16 protein-coding genes are annotated in these 17,006 nt (G+C 68.7%); 5 read left to right on the top strand and 11 right to left on the bottom strand.

The features are described 5' to 3' along the window. Positions 1-109: 109 nt before the first annotated feature. Both tsaB and creD read right to left on the bottom strand, forming a co-directional pair. Positions 110-802 (bottom strand): tRNA (adenosine(37)-N6)-threonylcarbamoyltransferase complex dimerization subunit type 1 TsaB, encoded by a 693-nt coding sequence (gene tsaB / locus ASG75_RS13000; protein ID WP_056390145.1) that lies wholly within the window; start codon positions 800-802, stop codon positions 110-112. After that, positions 799-2,157: a cell envelope integrity protein CreD gene (gene creD / locus ASG75_RS12995; protein WP_056390142.1), complete on the bottom strand. Its 1,359-nt coding sequence runs from the start codon at positions 2,155-2,157 to the stop codon at positions 799-801. The genes tsaB and creD overlap by 4 nt, the downstream gene beginning before the upstream one ends. A 177-nt stretch (positions 2,158-2,334) precedes the next feature. On the opposite strand from creD, the gene lepB reads away from it, so the two are divergent. Further along, complete coding sequence (gene lepB, locus ASG75_RS12990) at positions 2,335-3,009, top strand: signal peptidase I (RefSeq protein WP_056390139.1); 675 nt, start codon at positions 2,335-2,337, stop codon at positions 3,007-3,009. A gap of 94 nt (positions 3,010-3,103) precedes the next feature. Here lepB and ASG75_RS12985 read toward each other — a convergent pair whose 3' ends face one another. Together ASG75_RS12985 and ASG75_RS12980 are read right to left on the bottom strand one after the other, a co-directional pair. Continuing rightward, the gene (locus tag ASG75_RS12985; RefSeq protein ID WP_082547608.1) at positions 3,104-3,541 is read right to left on the bottom strand and encodes a DUF4440 domain-containing protein; all 438 of its coding nucleotides are present in this window, start codon (positions 3,539-3,541) and stop codon (positions 3,104-3,106) included. Between the two features lie 110 nt (positions 3,542-3,651). Continuing rightward, entirely contained in the window at positions 3,652-3,921 is a 270-nt protein-coding gene (locus tag ASG75_RS12980; RefSeq protein WP_056390132.1) for a metal/formaldehyde-sensitive transcriptional repressor, read from the bottom strand. A 55-nt stretch (positions 3,922-3,976) separates the two neighbouring features. Here ASG75_RS12980 and dmeF point away from each other — a divergent pair, with 55 nt between their 5' ends. Beyond that, entirely contained in the window at positions 3,977-4,900 is a 924-nt protein-coding gene (gene dmeF / locus ASG75_RS12975) for a CDF family Co(II)/Ni(II) efflux transporter DmeF (protein ID WP_056390130.1), read from the top strand. A 42-nt stretch (positions 4,901-4,942) separates the two neighbouring features. On the opposite strand, the gene ASG75_RS12970 is transcribed toward dmeF, so the two are convergent. Then, entirely contained in the window at positions 4,943-5,311 is a 369-nt protein-coding gene (locus ASG75_RS12970; protein ID WP_056390127.1) for a VOC family protein, read from the bottom strand. A gap of 46 nt (positions 5,312-5,357) precedes the next feature. After that, positions 5,358-7,331 carry an ATP-dependent DNA helicase gene (locus tag ASG75_RS12965; protein WP_056390124.1) on the bottom strand — a complete coding sequence of 658 codons (1,974 nt, stop codon included), beginning with the start codon at positions 7,329-7,331 and terminating at the stop codon, positions 5,358-5,360. A gap of 111 nt (positions 7,332-7,442) precedes the next feature. Between ASG75_RS12965 and ASG75_RS12960 the strand changes: the two genes are divergently transcribed. Both ASG75_RS12960 and ASG75_RS12955 read left to right on the top strand, forming a co-directional pair. Further along, positions 7,443-7,991: a redoxin domain-containing protein gene (locus ASG75_RS12960; RefSeq protein WP_056390121.1), complete on the top strand. Its 549-nt coding sequence runs from the start codon at positions 7,443-7,445 to the stop codon at positions 7,989-7,991. A gap of 75 nt (positions 7,992-8,066) precedes the next feature. Further along, positions 8,067-8,456, top strand: coding sequence for an MAPEG family protein (locus ASG75_RS12955; RefSeq protein WP_056390118.1), 390 nt, complete (start codon positions 8,067-8,069; stop codon positions 8,454-8,456). A 95-nt stretch (positions 8,457-8,551) separates the two neighbouring features. Here ASG75_RS12955 and ASG75_RS12950 read toward each other — a convergent pair whose 3' ends face one another. The 5 genes from ASG75_RS12950 to ASG75_RS12930 form a co-directional block, all read right to left on the bottom strand. After that, positions 8,552-9,079 carry a tetratricopeptide repeat protein gene (locus tag ASG75_RS12950; protein ID WP_056390114.1) on the bottom strand — a complete coding sequence of 176 codons (528 nt, stop codon included), beginning with the start codon at positions 9,077-9,079 and terminating at the stop codon, positions 8,552-8,554. Between the two features lie 2 nt (positions 9,080-9,081). Next, positions 9,082-11,415: a penicillin-binding protein 1B gene (gene mrcB, locus ASG75_RS12945; RefSeq protein ID WP_056390112.1), complete on the bottom strand. Its 2,334-nt coding sequence runs from the start codon at positions 11,413-11,415 to the stop codon at positions 9,082-9,084. A gap of 107 nt (positions 11,416-11,522) precedes the next feature. Then, a complete protein-coding gene (locus ASG75_RS12940; protein WP_056390108.1) occupies positions 11,523-12,362 on the bottom strand; it encodes an NAD-dependent epimerase/dehydratase family protein in 840 nt (279 codons plus the stop codon). Between the two features lie 7 nt (positions 12,363-12,369). Continuing rightward, entirely contained in the window at positions 12,370-14,052 is a 1,683-nt protein-coding gene (locus tag ASG75_RS12935) for a hypothetical protein (RefSeq protein ID WP_056390104.1), read from the bottom strand. Positions 14,053-14,138: 86 nt separating this feature from the next. Further along, positions 14,139-16,277, bottom strand: a complete 2,139-nt coding sequence (locus ASG75_RS12930; RefSeq protein WP_056390676.1) for a bifunctional (p)ppGpp synthetase/guanosine-3',5'-bis(diphosphate) 3'-pyrophosphohydrolase — start codon at positions 16,275-16,277, stop codon at positions 14,139-14,141. 242 nt (positions 16,278-16,519) lie between these two features. Between ASG75_RS12930 and ASG75_RS12925 the strand changes: the two genes are divergently transcribed. Continuing rightward, positions 16,520-16,999 carry a hypothetical protein gene (locus tag ASG75_RS12925; protein WP_056390102.1) on the top strand — a complete coding sequence of 160 codons (480 nt, stop codon included), beginning with the start codon at positions 16,520-16,522 and terminating at the stop codon, positions 16,997-16,999. Positions 17,000-17,006: the final 7 nt, after the last annotated feature.

Here is a 17,006-nt window from a genome sequence, read left to right as displayed (position 1 = left end):
CTCTAATTCTTTGCATGTCTACTGTGGGTTGTTGAATGCAGACATTTCAACAAAATGAACCTGACATCAAAGAACAGCGCCCACTCTTGCGTAGCAAGAGACAGTCAGCTCACGCCCTGCCCTGCTCCACCAAGGTCAACGCCACCTTGTCGCGCAGATACACCGGCAGCGCCAGCTCCGGCGCCTGCAGGTGGCCGGCCTTGAACTCGCGCAACGCCAGCTCGGCGACGTGGGCGGCCTGCGGATAGCGCATGCCATCCGCTGAGTGCAACGTGCCGGTGAGGCGCTGGCTCAGCGCGGTGGCGTAGGTGGCCCAGCCGCTGCCGACCACTTGCCAGGCGCCGGCTTCGGGTAGCAGCAGCGACTCGGCGGTGCAGATGCGTTCGTCGTCCAGCGCGATCAGGCCGCCGCTGTCGTCGCGGCGATAGCAGGCGGCGTAGATCTCGCCCATGCGCGCGTCGATCACGGCGAGGATCGCGGTGCCTTCTTCCTCCGGCGCCTCCAGCGCCAGTGCGGCCAGCGAGGAGATGGTGATCACCGGCAGGTCCAGCGCCAGCGCCATGCCCTGCGCCAGCGACACGCCCAGGCGCACGCCGGTAAACGCACCGGGGCCGCGGCCCACGGCGATCGCATCCAGTGCATGGCGGCCGATGCCGGCTTCGGCCAGCAGGTCGTCGGCCATCGGCAATACCAGCTCGGTATGCCGGCGCGGTGCGATCTCGCTGCGGGCGATCAGTTCGTCGCCGTGGATCAAGGCGACGGAGCAGGCTTCGGTGGCGGTTTCGATCGCGAGCAGGTTCATGATTTGTCCATGATAGCGGCTGGCGGCTCGGTCGGTTCGGACGACGTCGGTACGTACGCATACCAGTCGATGCGGCGGGTCAGGTACATCATCAAGCCCACCATCGCCAGCAGCACCAGCGCACCGATCAAGAGCGCGTACTGCTCGGCCGCGATCAGCCCGTACAGCATCGCGTAGATCAGCCCCAGCACGCCGCCCAGCAGCAACCCGGCACGCCGCGCACGCAGCACCGCCATCGCGTAGCCGCCCACCAATACGGCCACTGCAGTCGCGGCCAGCGCATATGCCGGGCCGAAGCCGATCTGCTCGGACAGCGCCAGCAGCACCACGTAGAACGTGGCGAGTGCCGCACCCACCAGCAGGTATTGCACCGGATGCACACGCAGCCGCTTGAGCACTTCGAACAGGAAGAACGCCACGAAGGTCATCGCGATGAACAGCAGCCCGTACTTCCCCGCGCGCACGTTGCGCTGGTACACGTCGACCGGCTGGTACAACTGCACGCCGAAGGTGGAGGCCTGCAGTGCCTTGTCCATCTCATGGTCGCCATCGTTCCAGTGCTGGCCGTAGCTGCGGTTGAGATCGAGCAGATGCCAGTGCGCGCTGAAGCCCTGTGCGTCGATCTTGTGTTCCAGCGGCAAGGCCGCGCCGACGAAGCTGGGATCGTTCCACGGCGCGCGCATCGTCACGTCGGTGCTGCGCGCCAGCGGCAGCAGTTGCAGCGCCTCGGTGCCGGCGAGCTTCAGCGTGATCTGCACGTCGATCGGCTGCCCGCCCAGCGCATCCAGGTCGATCGGCACCACCACGTTCGGCCACGGGCCGAGCCGCTCGGCCGACGACTCGAAACGCGCCGGCTGGCCGTTGATGCGCAGCTCGCTCACCTCCTGCAGCCCGCGCAGGTCGCCGATCGGCAGACGCAGTTCGGCCTTGTCGCCCTGCCACGACGCGCTGCTGGCGCGGCGGAACTGGGCCAGGTCCTGCGCGCGGAACTGGCCGTCGAGTTTCACCGTGGCGACGAACACCGGCGCGGCATAGATGCCGTAGCTGCGCGTCTCCACCGCCATCGCCACGTCCAGCTTCAATGCATCGGCCAGCATGCTCTCGCTGCCGGTGCGCCACTGCGGCGGTTGATTTTCCGCCACCGGCACCTGGCGCACCGTGGGCACCACCAGCACCGGGCCGCCCAGCACCTGGGCACCGCCCCAGCCCTGCGCGATCTGTGCGATCGCTCCCTCCCGCAATTGCTGTCGTTCGCCCACCAGCTCGCGTACCTGCATCAGCGGTATCGTCATCAGCAACGCCAGCACGCCGACGCCCAGCACCTTGGCGGTTACCGTTTGTGTCCACTTGCCCATGTCCCAAGCACTCCCTTGATCCGGAGTGTCGATCACAACAGTCCCAACGGCGGCAACGCGGGCAAGCGCGGCCGGCCCGCAGGCCGCAAGATGACGTGCGGATGACAGCGAAACTTCGCGCCGCCGGCGCGGTCACTGCAGGACGGGCAAGCCGACCGACCCGGACAGGGGAATGCCATGCACGCGATCGCGAGATTCCTGGCCCGCAACAAGGGCTTCATCACCTTCATGCTGTGCATGATCGTGTTCCGCAGCGCGGTGGCCGACTGGAACGTGGTGCCGACCGGCTCGATGCAGCCAACCATCCGCATCGGCGACCGCATCCTGGTCGACAAGCTGGCCTACGACGTGCGCCTGCCGCTGACCCACGTCTCGCTGCTGCACCTGGCCGACCCGCAGCGCGGCGACATCGTGGTGCTGGATTCGCAGGCCGCGCGCGAGCGTCTGGTAAAACGCGTGATCGGCCTGCCCGGCGACCAGGTGGCGATGCGCGGCAACACGATCTTCATCAACGGCCACGCCGCCCGCTACGCCACTGGCAGCTACACCGGCATCCACGACGACCTGCGCGATCCGGCGCACTACGCCATCGAACACTACGGTGCGATGAACCACGCGATCCGCCTGTCCGACTACCGCCCCAGCCCGGCCAGCAACTTCGGCCCGGTAAGTGTGCCATCCGGCCACTACCTGCTGCTCGGCGACGACCGCGACAACAGCATGGATTCGCGCTACTTCGGTTTCTTCCCGCGTGAAGAGATCGTCGGCCGCGCCCGCCACGTGGTTGCCTCGCTTGACCCGGAACATCACTACCTGCCGCGCACGGACCGCTTCGGCGCGCCGCTCGACTGATGCGGTCACTATCCATTAAGGGCATCTCGAACAACCACGCTTCGAGTTGACCGCTGCCGCGGGCAGGCGTCGGGCAACCGGCCAAAGGCGATCCCTAAAGTACCCTCACCAGCGTCCCCTGATGAAACACGATCACCCACTCGTCGCCATTGCGCCGCCAGATCGTGCTGCGCCGGCTCACCCGCTCGCCCTGCTCCAGGGTGTAGGTGAGCAGGTAGGTATCCGGCCCGAGTTCGCGGCAATGGAAGTCGCGGGTTTTCCAGGTGTGTTCGGCGGGGTCGGGGGCGCGGTGTTCCAGCACGTCGAGGACATGGGCGCGGCTGTAGCGCCGGCCGGAGGCGCCGATTTCCCAGAAGTCGGTGGCAGCCATGCGTTCGAAGTCGGCGCGAGTGCTGCCGAATTCGGGGCGGTGGAAGATCGGCTCGCGCCGGCGCAGTGCTTCCAGCACGGGCAATAGCCCGGATGGCGTGACCCGTTCGGGTTCGCCGGGATCGGGCGCCGGCTGTCGATCGCGATTCGATGTTCGGCTCACGGCTTTGCTCCGCTGCGACGAAGACCTCCGCTACTTTGACGGGTGCCGCGGCTGGATGCGAGTGCCTTCGGGCATCGACCGCGACCTCCTGCCGACAGCCCGACCGGCAGCTACTTGAGGTAGCTCTTCAGCACGGCAAGCACCGGCAGCAGCTCGTCCTGCTGCTTCGTGTTGCCGGTATCGGCCACGTGGGAGCGCAGGTGCCCTTCCATCACCTGGAGGATCAGGCCATTGACCGCGCCGCGCACGGCGGCCAGCTGTTGCAGCACGGCGCCGCATTCTTCGTCGCCTGCGATGGCGCGTTCAAGCGAAGCCACCTGGCCGCCGATGCGGCGAACCCGGGCGACCAGTTTCTTCCGGTTTTCCTGGATGTGCGACATGGCGGTGGCCTGACGGTCATATACTATGGGGGAGTATATAGCCAGAGAACGAATCATGCCCGTCCCCGACATCTCGCTATTCACCCACAGCCACCAGTTCAACCACGTCGATGCGAAGGCGGAGCGCAACACCCGGCGCGTGGTGTTCATCACGGCAGCCATGATGGTCGTGGAAATCGTGGGCGGCTACTGGCTGAACTCGATGGCCCTGCTGGCCGATGGCTGGCACATGAGTTCGCATGCGCTGGCGATGGGGCTGTCCGTCATGGCCTACGTGTTCGCCAGGCGCTACGCGAAGGACCGGCGGTTCGCCTTCGGCACGTGGAAGATCGAAATACTCGGTGGCTACAGCAGTGCCTTGCTGCTCGCCGTCGTCGCCGCACTGATGATGGTCCAGTCGGTCGAACGGCTGTTCGCGCCTGCCGCGATCCACTATGACGAGGCCATCCTGATCGCGGTGATCGGCCTGGGCGTCAACCTGTTGTGCGCATGGCTGTTGAAGGGAGAGCACAGTCACCAGCATGGCCACGGGCACGGGCACGACCATCACCATCACCACGACGTGAACCTGCGCGCGGCCTACCTGCACGTTATCGCGGACGCGGCAACCTCCGTGCTCGCCATCGTCGCGCTGGTCGGCGGCAAGCTTTACGGCGCCGCCTGGCTCGATCCGGTCATGGGCATCGTGGGTTCGATCCTGGTGGCGCGCTGGGCTTTCGGCCTGCTGCGCGAGTCCGGCAGGATTCTTCTGGACGCCGAAATGGACCTGCCGGTGGTCGAGGAAATCCGCGACGTGGTGAAAGAGCATTTCGCGGCGGCGGCCGTCAGCGACCTGCATGTCTGGCGTGTCGGCCGCAACAGCTACGCCTGCATCCTCGGGCTGGTTGCCACCTCGGCCATTAGCGCCGAGGAAGTCCGCCGGCAATTGGCCGTCCACGAGGAACTGGTGCACGTGACGGTCGAGATCGCGGTGGCCTGAGCGTCGCCGGATCTGGCTTCACGGCACGACGGAATCGCGTTGCTACGCGGGCGGCTGCCACAACTCGATGCGCGTGCCTTCGGGGTCGACGATCCAGCCGAAGCGACCGAACTCGCTCTGCTCGATGCGCTCGTCCACCTCGACGCCAGCGGTGCGCAACTGCGCCAGCAGCGCGTCGAGATCGTCGACGCGGAAGTTGATCATGTAGGGCTGTGTGCCGGGTCCGAAATAACCGGTGTCGGCGGCAAACGGCGACCACAGGGTGTAGCCGGGACGCTGTTCGTTTTCGTCGAAGCGGGTGCCGCCCCATTCCTCGGCGTTGAGGCCGAGGTGTTCCGCGTACCACGCCGACAGTGCGGCGGGATCGCGCGATTTGAAGAAGATGCCGCCGAGTCCGGTGACCTTGGCCATGTTGCTGTCCTCTCTCGATCGGGTTTGCCGGCGGGCTGCGCTACGCTCAGAGCCTGCCCTGGACCTGATCCAGGGACGAACGGGCTTCTGCAGTATCGAAGAACGCCTGTACATCCGCCAGTTCGCGCGTGCGCGGCATCGGCGGCAGGCTGGCGAGGAAAAGCTTGCCATAACCCTTGCCGGTCAGGCGCGGGTCGCACAGCACCAGCACACCGCGATCGTGCATGTCGCGGATCAGGCGGCCGGCGCCCTGCTTCAGCGCGATCACGGCGCTGGGCACCTGCCAGCCCATGAACGGGTTGATGCCGGATTGTTCGAGCGCGGCGAGCCGCGCCATCAGCACCGGATCGTCGGGAGCGGCAAACGGCAACTTGTCGATCACCACCACGCTGAGCGCCTCGCCGACCACGTCGACGCCTTCCCAGAAACTGGCCGCGCCGAGCAGCACGCCGTGGCCGCTGGCGCGGAATTCCTCCAGCAGTCTTGGGCGCGGGGCGGTGCCCTGCACGAACAGCGGCCACGGCACCTTGTCCTGCAGCAGTTCGGCCGCGCGGCGCAATGCGCGATGCGAGGTGAACAGCAGAAACGCGCGGCCGTTGGAGGCGTGCAGCACCGGCAGTACGGTCTCGATCACCTGCTCGGTGTAGTCGCGGGCGTTCGGATCGGACAGTCCGGACGGCAGGTAGCACAGGCCCTGGTGCGCGTAGTCGAACGGGCTTTCCAGGCTCAGCGTCTGCGGCTCGTCGAGGCCGAGCTGGCGCGCGAAGTGGTCGAAGTTGCCGGCCACCGACAGCGTGGCCGAAGTGTGGATCCACGCCGCCTGAGTGCGTTCGCGCAGGCCGCGCATCGGCACGGCGAGATCCAGCGGCGTGGCATACAGCGCGAAGCCGCGCGGGAAGGTTTCGTACCAGCGCACGTCATGATCGCCGTGCGATTCGACGATGCGATCCAGCCGTTCGGTGAACAGCTCGGCGCGCTCGTGCAGGTTGGCGAAGCCGCGCGAGCGTTCGGCCTGCGAGGCGAGCAGTTCGGCCAGCGTGGCGAGCAGTTCGCGCAAGTCGTGCAGCGAGGTGCGCACGTCGGCACGATCCTCCAGCAACTGGAATGCGCCGCGCGCGGGCAGCGCGTCCAGCGCCAGGCGCAGCTTGCGCAGCGCCTCCTGCAGCGCTTCCACCGGCTCCAGCAGCAGGCCGATCGCGCCGGTGATGCCGTTGCATTCGGTCAGTACATCCTTGGCCATGTCGGTGAGCTGGCGCGCGCTGATGCTCTGCGAGAAAAACTGCCCGGCCAGCTCGGGGATCTGGTGCGCCTCGTCGAGGATGAACGCCGCGGCGCCCGGCAGGATCTCGCCGAAGCCTTCCTGCTTCAGCGCCAGGTCGGCGAACAGCAGGTGATGATTGACCACCACCACGTCGGCTTCCAGCGCCTCGCGCCGCGCCTTCACCACGTGGCAATCGTCGAAGAACGGACACTCCACGCCAAGGCAGTTTTCCGGCGTGGAAGTGACGCGCGGCCACAGCGGCGATTCCTCCGGCACCTCGGCCAGCTCCATGCGGTCGCCGCGGCGGGTGCGCGCCGACCACGCGCGGATCGTCGCCAGCTGCGCCGCCTGCGCGCGCTCGAAGGTGGCGCCTTCGCGCACGGTCTGGTCGAGCCGGTACAGGCACAGGTAGTTCGCGCGCCCCTTCAGCAGCGCCGTCTTCAAGCGCGCACCGAGCACCGAGCGCACCTTCGGCAGGTCGCGGAAATACAGCTGGTCCTGCAGCGTCTTGGTGCCGGTGGAGATGATCACCCGCTCGCCCGACAGCAGCGCCGGTACCAGGTACGCGAACGTCTTGCCGGTGCCGGTGCCGGCCTCGGCGATCAGCGTGTCGCGCCCGGCGATCGCCTGCTGCACCGCGCGCGCCATCGCCTGCTGGGCGAGCCGCGGCGCGAAGTTCGGCAGCTCGCGCGCGAACGGACCGTCGGCACCGAGCAGGGCGCCGACGTCGTCGGACTCGGTGTCATCGAGGTCGTTCATCCGCCAAGTATGGCGGAGCGGCAGCGTGCGACAAAGCGGCAACGGGAACCTCGACCAACGCCGGCGCATCAACTGGGCAGCCATGCGCCCGCCTACCGAAGGAGAACCGACGTGAGACTGTTCGCACCCGAGCTGGCCCCCGCGCTCGACCTGGTCGATATCCATGGCCAGCCGATCATGACCAGCAGCCGCGGCCGGCTCACCCTGCTGTCGTTCTTCCGCGATGCTGCCTGCCCATTCTGCAATTTCCGCATCTACGAGCTGACCAACCAGCACGCGGAACTGGCCGCGCGCGGACTGGACATTGTCGCCGTGTTCAGCGCCTCGCAGGCGGACGTGCTGCGCTTCGCCGGACACCGGCCGCGCCCGTTCCAGATCGCCGCCGATCCCACGTCGAGCGCACACGAGCTCTACGGCATCGAGCGTTCGCTGTGGCGCAAGCTGAAAGCGATCGTGACGCGCGTGCCGACCCTGCTCAAGGGCATGCGCCTGGTCGGCCTGGCCGGCCTCAACACCGGCAACCTGATGCCGGCCGACTTCCTGATCAACGAGCACGGCCGCATCATCGAGGCGTACTACGGACGCGATGCCGGCGACCGCATCCCGCTGGAACGGGTCGAGCAGTTCCTCTCCCGCGTCCGCGCCAGACGCGCGGCATAGCGTTCGCCGCGGCTACTGGCAGCGGCGCCGGCCATGGTTCACCATGCGCCGGCACCGCCACGGGGGAGACGCATCATGACGACCGAATTGTGCATGCTGGTGTGGAGCGTCGTGCTGGGACTGGTGCAGATCGCGCTCGCCGCGACCTGCTCGGTCGGCCAGCGCGGACTGGGCTGGGCCGCCAGCGCGCGCGACGAAGTGAAGCCACCGCTCAGCGGCATCGGCGGCCGACTGGATCGCGCCCGCGCGAATTTCCTGGAAACCTTTCCGCTGTTCGTCGCCGTGGTGCTGGCCGCGCACCTGCTGCAGCGCCACGACAACATGACCGTGCTCGGCGCCCAGCTCTACTTCTGGGCCCGGCTGGCCTACGTGCCGGTATATGCCGCCGGCATTCCCTACCTGCGCACCCTGATCTGGGCGGCGAGCATCGTCGGCATCGTGCTGGTGTTGGCGGCGCTGTTCTGAAACGGCGCGCCGATCCGGTCGCCGACGAACAACTGCTCGGATCGTTCTGGCAAGCGCTTGCCCGATATGTCCCGCCATGACGCGCGGCGGGTCGCTCAGTAGCGTGGAATCCCGGCCTTGTGGCACTGCCCCACCCACTTGCGTGCCGTGGCGGCGCCGTTCGCATCGCGCGCCTGCAGGCGCATCTCCACGATGGTCTGCCAGTTGCGCGCGCACAGCGGGCCCAGCCTGGGGCCAAGCGACCAGGACTTGTGGGCCAGTTTTTCGGCCGCGGAAAAATCCTTCAGGCGCACCGCCATTTCGGCGCGTTCCTGCAGCAGGTCGGGCGAATCCGGGCTGAGCTTCAGCGCCTGGTCCAGCATGGCCGCGGCGTCGACGTATTTGCCGGTCTGTTCGTCGCGCCTGGCGGCGTCCTGCAGTGCGCCGATGCCAGGGTCACGCAGCGGATTCACGGCGATGATGGATTTCTCGCGATCGCCGGCGGCGCGGATCGCGGCGACCTGGTCATACGTCGGCAGCGGTGGCTGCGCGGCCGGTGGCGGCGTGGTGGCGAACATGCCGCAGCCGGCCAGCAGGCCCGTCGCCAGCAGCAGCGGGAAAAAACGTTTGCTCAAGTACTGCATGATCAGTTTCCGCTCGGTACGTCGGGCGCGGGGGAAGCCGCTCCGGTGGAAGGTGGGTTGTCGCTGCCGCCGAACAGGCTTTGCCAGAAACAGCCTTCGGTATCGGCCGACAAGGTGCCGGCGATCACCGGCACCTGCTGCGCGCCTTCGCATTGCGATTCGGTGCGCTTGCCGCTGGTCGGGTTGATCCAGGCCATCTCCAGCCCCTCGCCGGGCGCAGCCGACAACGGTCGGCTCGGCAGCTTGGCGAACAGGTCGCGCCACGCGCGCAGGCCGCCGCTGGCGCCGAACAGGGTGGTCGGCTTGTTGTCGTCGCGGCCCATCCAGAACACTGCCAGGTGCTCGCCGGTGAAGCCGGCGAACCAGCTGTCGCGCATGTCGTTGCTGGTGCCGGTCTTGCCGGCGGCGTGCAGCGAGGCCAGCGCGGAATTGCCCAGCGCGCTGGCGGTGCCGTACTCGGCCACCTGCTGCATCGCCCAGGTGGTCAGGCGCACCGCTTCCTGGTATTCGCCGCGACCGCCCTGCACCTGGTAGCGCTTGATCGTGCGGCCGTTGCCGTCGAGCACGCCGCGCACCGCCACCAGCGGCAGCGCATGACCGTCGGCGGCGAGGTACTGGTACAGCTGGGTCAGCTGCAGCGGCGCCAGGTCGAGCGCGCCGATCAAGAGCGACGGGCTGGGATTGATGTCGCCGATGCCGAACGATTTCAGGAACGCCTGGATTCGCGGCAGGCCTACCTGCAGCCCCAGATGGATCGTCGCCAGGTTCCACGAGTGCGCCAGCGCGTCGACCATGATCAGCGGATCGTGGCTGCGGTGGTCGTCGTTCTGCGGCGTCCAGTAACTGCCGTCGGGCTGGCGCAGGCTGACCGGGCTGTCGTCCATCATGCTGGCCAGGTTCCAGCGCTCCGGCTGGGTCAGCGCGACCAGGTAGACGAACGGCTTGATCGTCGAGCCGATCGGCCGGCGCGCATCCAGCGCGCGGTTGAAGCCCGGATCGCCCGGCATCTTGCTGCCGACCACGGCCAGCACGCTACCGGTCTGCGCGCTGGTCACCACCGCCGCCGCCTGCACGCCGTCGCCGCGCTTGCCGAGGCCTTTCAGCGCGCTGGTGATCGCCTGCTCGGTGTACAGCTGCGCGGCCGGATCGAGCGTGGTGAAGATCGACAAGTTGCCCTCGCGCAGCGCCTGCTCGTCGAAGTCGGCGGTGATCTGCTTGCGCACCAGGTCCATGAAGGCGGGGAAGCGGTTGTGCGGCAGCTGGCCGTTCTTGACGATGTCCAGCGGCGCCGCCTGCGCGGCATTGAGCTGGCCGGCGTTGATCAGGTTGGTCTCGAAGAATTCCTGCAGCACCAGGTTGCGCCGGGTCAGCGCACGCTGCGGCGAGCGGCGCGGGTCGTAGTAGCTTGGCCCCTTCACCATGCCCACCAGCAGCGCGATCTCCTGCGGCCGCAGGTCTTCCAGCCGGCGCCCGAAGTAGAACTCCGACGCCGCCGCGAAACCGTGCACCGCCTGGCCGCCCTGCTGGCCGAGGAAGACGTCGTTGACGTAGGCCTCGAGGATGCGCCCCTTGCTGTAGTGCGCCTCCAGCAGCAGCGACATCAGCGCCTCGTTGATCTTGCGCGTGAGGTTCTGGTCGCGGCTGAGGAACAGGTTGCGCACCAGCTGCTGGGTCAGCGTGGAGCCGCCCTGCACGGTATGCCCGGCACGCAGGTTGGCGAACGCGGCGCGCGCGATCGCGCTGACGTCGATGCCGATGTGATGGTTGAAGTCGCGGTCCTCGACCGCCTGCAGGCCGCTGACCATCAGCGGCGGCACGTCGGCCAGGCGCACGAAGCGGCGCTCTTCCTGGCTGGCACCGTACAGCGTGGCGATGCGCGCCGGGTCCAGGTGGGCCAGTTCAATCGGCTTGCCGCTGGCTGCGTCCTGCACCGACTGCACCATGCCCCGGCTCAGCGTGACGCGGATGCGCTTGGGCAGCTCGCCGCCGTCCGGGCCGGCGTAGCCGCGCGAGGCGATCGTGTAGCGCGCGCCCTGCTTCACCCAGCTGCCGGCGACCTGGCCCTTGCCGTCGTTGCTGTAGCCGGCGAAGGTCAGTTCCAGCTCCAGCGCCGCGCTCGTCATCGGCGTACCGGTGGCCAGCGGCAAGGGCCGCGCGTAGACCTTGGTGGGCACCGCGAACACCAGCTCGTTGAAGCGATCCTGCACCCGCTTGTTCAACACCAGCGTGTACGGCAGCACGAAGCCGAACAGCAGGCCCATGCCGATCCAGAACGGGATGCGCAGCCACGGCCAGCAGCGGCGCGCAAACGAGCGAGTACGGGTCATCAAGGCCAACGTGGGGAAATCCGGCTATCGAGTGGTTCGATCATAGGGCCTGCTACCCGGCGGGCATATGAACACGGCGGGCGGTTTCGGGGCGAAACGCGGGCAGCGACGCACGGCTAGCGCGGCGATACCCACATCGCGGGGTCGGGGCGGAACGGTCGCGGACGAATGCCGAGCAGACGTTGCAAGTCGCCGTTGTCGGCGATCAGGTCGCTGTCGAGCCGGCTCAGCGGGCCGCGCAACGGCGGCAGCGCGCGCTGGCTCAGCCGCAACAGCCAGCCCGGCAACGGCAAGGGCACGGTGCTGCGCGACAGGCTGTTGCGCACCCGCGCGAACATCTCGCCGGAGCGCAGCCGTTCGCCGCCGCCGATCGGCAGGATCCGGCCGGCCACGGCCGGGCATTCCAGCGCGGCCAGCACCGCCTGCGCGATGTCGTCCGCGTGCACCGGCTGGCGCAGGCCGCGCCCGGACGGCAGCGGAAACACTCGCAGCCGCATCGCGCGGCGGGCGATCGGGGTGAGGCTCTTGTCCAGGCCGGCGCCGTAGACCAGGGTCGGCCGCAGCACGGTCCAGGCGCAGCCGTGCCGCTCGCAGGCGGTGGCCAGCGCGGCTTCGCCGTCGCGCAGCTGGCGCGCAAGGTTGCGTTCGGCCGGCACACTGGAATCGCGTTTGGTTTCGGCGCTCATCGAGCTGGTGGCGATCACTCGCGGTGCGTCGGCCAGGGTGGCCTGCGCCAGCCAGTCGGCCAGCCCCTGCAACGGGCCGAAACTGATGATCGCCGACAACGGCGGCAACGCCGGCACGCGGTCGGGCAAGGTTCCCTGCAGCCATTCCACGCCAGCTTGCGCAGGTCGCGGCTGCCGGCTCAGAGCCAGCACCGACTCGCCGCTGGCGAGCAGACGCGGCAACAGGAAATGGCCGATCTGGCTGCTGCCGCCGAACACCAGTACCGTCATGCCGCGCTCATCCGCCGCCCTGCAGGCGGACGCCAAGGTCCAGCACGCGCGGGTTGGAGGGGGACAGCTTGCGCGCGCGCTGCAACGACTGGCTGGCGCCGATGCGGTCGCCGCGCGCCAGCTGTTGCTCGGCCTGGTCCAGCCACGCGCTGGCCAGCCGGTTGCCCAACGCGCCCTGCGCGGCATCGCCCGGCGCCAGTTCGGCCAGGTTCGCCAGCATGTCGCCGGCCTTGCCCAGGTTGCCGGCGGCGAGCGCCTGGTTGAATTGCTGCTCGACCTGGCCGGGCAAGGCCTGCAACCCATGCAGCGCCGCCTCGTTGTTGCCGTCGATCGCCAGCGCGCTGCGGTACAGGTCGTACGCGCTGTCGCCGGGCGGCATCATGATGTCGCCGTTGTTCGTGGCCACCTGCGCGCGCTGCACCAGCTGCGCCACCGCCGCGCCCTGCTGCGGCGACAAGACGGCCGCTACGGGCGCCTCCTCCGCGGCCGTCGGCGCGGCCGCAGCCGGCGGCGCCTTGTCCAGGCGCGCCCGCGTCGCGGCGAGGTCGGCCGATTTCGGCGCCAGCTCCGCCGCCCGGTCGAGCAGCTTCGCCGCCTGCGCCGTGTCGCCGTCGTCGAGCGCGGCATTCGCCTGCACGGTCAGCGCCTGCGCCACCTTGCCAAGCCCGGCGCGCGCCTGGGCGTTGTCCGGATCGAGCTTGAGCGCGGCCTGGAAGTGGACCAGCGCGGTGTCGTCGCCGCTGCCGTCGATGCGCCCGGCGCGCAGCGCATCCTGGCCGGCCTTGAGCGCCGCCTCCAGTGCGCTGTTGTCCTGCTTGCGCGTCTGCGCCTGCAGCGCGCGCAGCGCCGGCAGCGCACCGTTGTTCGGCTGCAGCACGGCCAGTTGCTCGATGCGCGCGTCGGCCGTCGTGCCGTCCTTCGCGTCCAGCGCCGTGCGCGCCTGCACCGCCAGTGCGTAGCCGACCTGGTCGAGCCCGTGTGCCGCCACCGCATTGTCGGGATCGGCGCGCAGCACGCGCTGATACAGCGCGCCGGCGCCCTCGGGACCATCCAGCTTGCCGGCGGCCAGCGCCTGCTGCGCCTGGTCGACCAGGTCCACCGTATGCACCTGCGCGGCGCGCGCGCCGGCGATCGCGCGATCAAGCCGGTCGATGTCGCTGCCGCCGCCGAGCAGTTCGCGGGCCACCGCCGCCTGCTGCACAGCCTGTGCAATCTGCCCTGCCTGCAGCGCGGCATCGGCCTGCGCCAACTCGGCCTGGCCGACCTGGCGCAGGCCATCGCGTGCACGATCGTTGTCCGGCTCCAGCGCCGCGGCGGCCTGGAACAGTTCGCGCGCGCTGGTGCCGTCCTGGCCGTCCAGACGGCCATCCTGCAAGGCCTGCTGCGCCTGCGTCAGCACCGTGTTGAAGTCGGTGCGCGGCAGCATCCCGCGCAGGCGGTTCTGGCTGAGCCAGAGTGTGCCGACCGCTGCGAGCGCCAGCAGCAGCAAAAACGGAACGACCCAGCCACGACGACGTTTGCGCCGCGGCGGTGCGGCGGCCCTGCCATGCGGGCGACGCGGTTCGACCGATACCTGCGGCAGGCCGTCCGCGGCCGGCGCGCGCGGGGCATCCAGTCGATCGAGATCACCCAGGGTGGGCTCGGTGCGAATCGGTGGATGTGCGTCGTGCTGGTCTCGGCGTCCGCTCATGATCCGTGGCTGTGAAGGGAGTCGACGCAGCTTAACATCGGGCCGCCAGCCACCGGCTCGCCCACCGGCGGGCATTGCGCGGTCATTCAGCCGACGCCGACCCGGCGCACGTCGATCACGTTCGGCAGCGCCAGCAGCTTGCCGAGCAGGGTCGACAGCTGTTCGAAATCGCGCACCCGCAGGGTGAAGCGCATTTCCACCTCGCCGGTGTGCACGAACAGCCGGCTGGACGAGGCGATGATGTGGGTGCCGGCATTGCTGACGACGCTGGTGACGTCCTTCTGCAGGCCCTTGCGATCGTAGCCGCGCAGTTCGATGTCGACCTCGTACGCCTGCGCGGCGGCGCTGCCCCAGCTCACCTCGATCACCCGGTCCGGGTCGCGCCGCGCCAGCCGTGCCAGGCTGCCGCAGTCGGTGCGATGCACCGAGACGCCGCGCCCCTTGGTGATGAAGCCGCGCACCGGGTCGCCGGGCAGCGGCTGGCAGCAACGCGCCAGCGTGGTCAGCAGGTTGCCGATGCCCTCGATGCTGAGCGCACTGTGGTCGAGCGTGGCGTGGCGCGAGGCTACCGGCGCGCTGGACTGGGTGACCGCCGGTTCCGGCGGCTGCGCCGCTTCCTGCAGCACGCGGGCGATCTGGCCGGGGGTGATTTCGCCCAGCGCCAGCGCGATCAGCAGCTCGTCCTGGTTCTTCAGGTGGAAGTGAGTCGGCAGCTTGCCCACGTCCGCGTTCGACAGAGCGAGCCGCTTCAGCTCGCGCTCGAACATGCTGCGGCCCACGGCGAGGTTCGCGTCGTGGGCGATCCGGCGGAACCACGCGCGCACCTTGTCCTTCGCCCGCGCGGTGTTGAGGTAGCCGTGGTGCGGCGACAGCCAGTCGCGGCTGGGCTCGGCCACCTTGGCGGTGAGGATCTCCACCCGGTCGCCGCTTTGCGGCTGGAACGTCAGCGGCACGATGCGGCCGTTGACCTTGGCGCCGCGGCAGCGATGGCCCACCTCGGTGTGCACCAGGTAGGCGAAATCCAGCACGGTGGCGCCGCGCGCCAGGTCGAACACCTCGCCCTTCGGGGTCAGCAGGTAGACGCGGTCTTCCAGCAGTTCGGTCTGCAGTTCGGCGGCCAGCGCACTGTCGTCCTCGCCGCGTGGCTCCAGCAGCTTGCGCATCCAGGCGATCTTCGCCTCGAACTCGGCGTCGCTGCTGCCGCCTTCCTTGTAACGCCAGTGCGCGGCCACGCCCAGTTCGTTCGCGCGGTGCATCTCGTGGGTGCGGATCTGCACTTCCAGGGTCTTGCCGGATGGCCCCAGCACCGCGGTGTGCAGCGACTGGTAGCCGTTCGCCTTGGGCCGCGCGATGTAGTCGTCGAACTCGCCAGGCAGGTGCGGCCACAGCGAATGCACCACGCCCAGCGCGGCATAGCAGTCGGTGATGTTGTCGACCAGCACGCGCACCGCGCGGATGTCGTACAGGTCGGAGAAGTCCAGCGACTTGCGCTGCATCTTCTTCCAGATCGAATAGATGTGCTTCGGCCGCCCGGCCAGCTCGGCGTGGATGCCGGCCGCTTCCAGCGCGCGCTGCAGTTCGTCCAGCGAGTCGCGGATGAACACCTCGCGATCGGTGCGGCGCTCGTCGAGCAGGTTCGCGATGCGGCGGTAGGTGTCCGGCTGCAGGTAGCGGAACGCCAGGTCTTCCAGCTCCCACTTCAGCTGCCAGATGCCGAGCCGGTTCGCCAGCGGCGCGTGGATGTCGCGGGTCAGCCGCGCCAGCGCCTGGCGCTCGCCCTCCGGCGCGCTCGCCACCGCGCGCATCCGCGCCAGCTGCCGCGCCAGCAGCACGAACACCACGCGCAGGTCGCGCACGATCGCCAGCAACAACCGGCGCAGACCCTCGGCCGCACCCTGCGGCGGCCGCTGCGCATGCAGCGCCCACACCTGCTCGGCCGCCTGCTGACCATCGACCAGCCGCTGCAATTCGGCCGGCAGCTTCGCGCGGCGCTCCGCCCACAACGCGGGGTCGACCCGCGCCAGCTCGAACCACACCGCCGCCGCCTGGGTTTGCGCATCGCAACCGAGCACGCCGAGCAGATCCAGCACGTCGGTGCACTCGGCCTGATTCACCACACGGGTGGCGCAGGCATCCAGCGCATCGGCCAGCACCGGCGGCAACGTGCCGGCACGGTCGCGCCATGGTTGCAAGCTGGTGGCGGCAATGAAAACGGTTTGAACCATGAAGCGATCTTCCTCGTCGGCCGGCGCTACGGCACGCATTGCATCCGCCGTCACCGGTTGGCACGTTCCGCCAACGCCTGGCGCACGACCAGCTTACCGCGCAGAATCGGCGTTCGCCCGCGGCATGCCGCCTCACGGATTCGCATCATGAACCAGCGGCCACGGCCACCGCGGTGTCTGGCCGGGGAGCGGTTTATCGCGCAGAATCGTCCCGCCCGTTTCCCTGCCTGAAGGATGCACCCATGCCGATCCGTCCGCGTCACCTGATCCGGTCGTTGCTGCTGGCGCTGCCGCTGTGCTGCCTGTCCGTGCAGGCACAGCAGGCCGACGACCTGCAGCAGCGCATGAGCAGCACCGAATTCAAGGCGGCCGGGCTGGACAAGCTGTCGCCGCAGGAACTGCAGAACCTCGACGACTGGCTGCGCAAGCACGGCAAGGCCGTCACCAAGATGGTCGACGCCAGCGGCAAGCCGGTGTTCTATCCCGAGACGCAAAAGCGCAGCAAGATCAACGCGCATATCGCCGGCCATTTCGACGGCTGGCATGGCCACAGCCAGTTCACGCTGGACAACGGCCAGGTGTGGGAGCAGGTCGGCACGGACACGCCTTCGTGCATGAGCTCGGACAACCCTGCGGCCAAGGTCAAGCCGTCGATGCTCGGCAACTGGCTGATGTATGTGGACGGCTGCAACGATTCTGCCCACGTCAAACGCGTGCGCTGACCGGAAG

The organism is Rhodanobacter sp. Soil772, assembly GCF_001428385.1.
Lineage (GTDB): Bacteria > Pseudomonadota > Gammaproteobacteria > Xanthomonadales > Rhodanobacteraceae > Rhodanobacter.
Note: the sequence above shows the minus strand (reverse complement) of the source record. Positions and strands in the feature narration are given on the sequence as shown.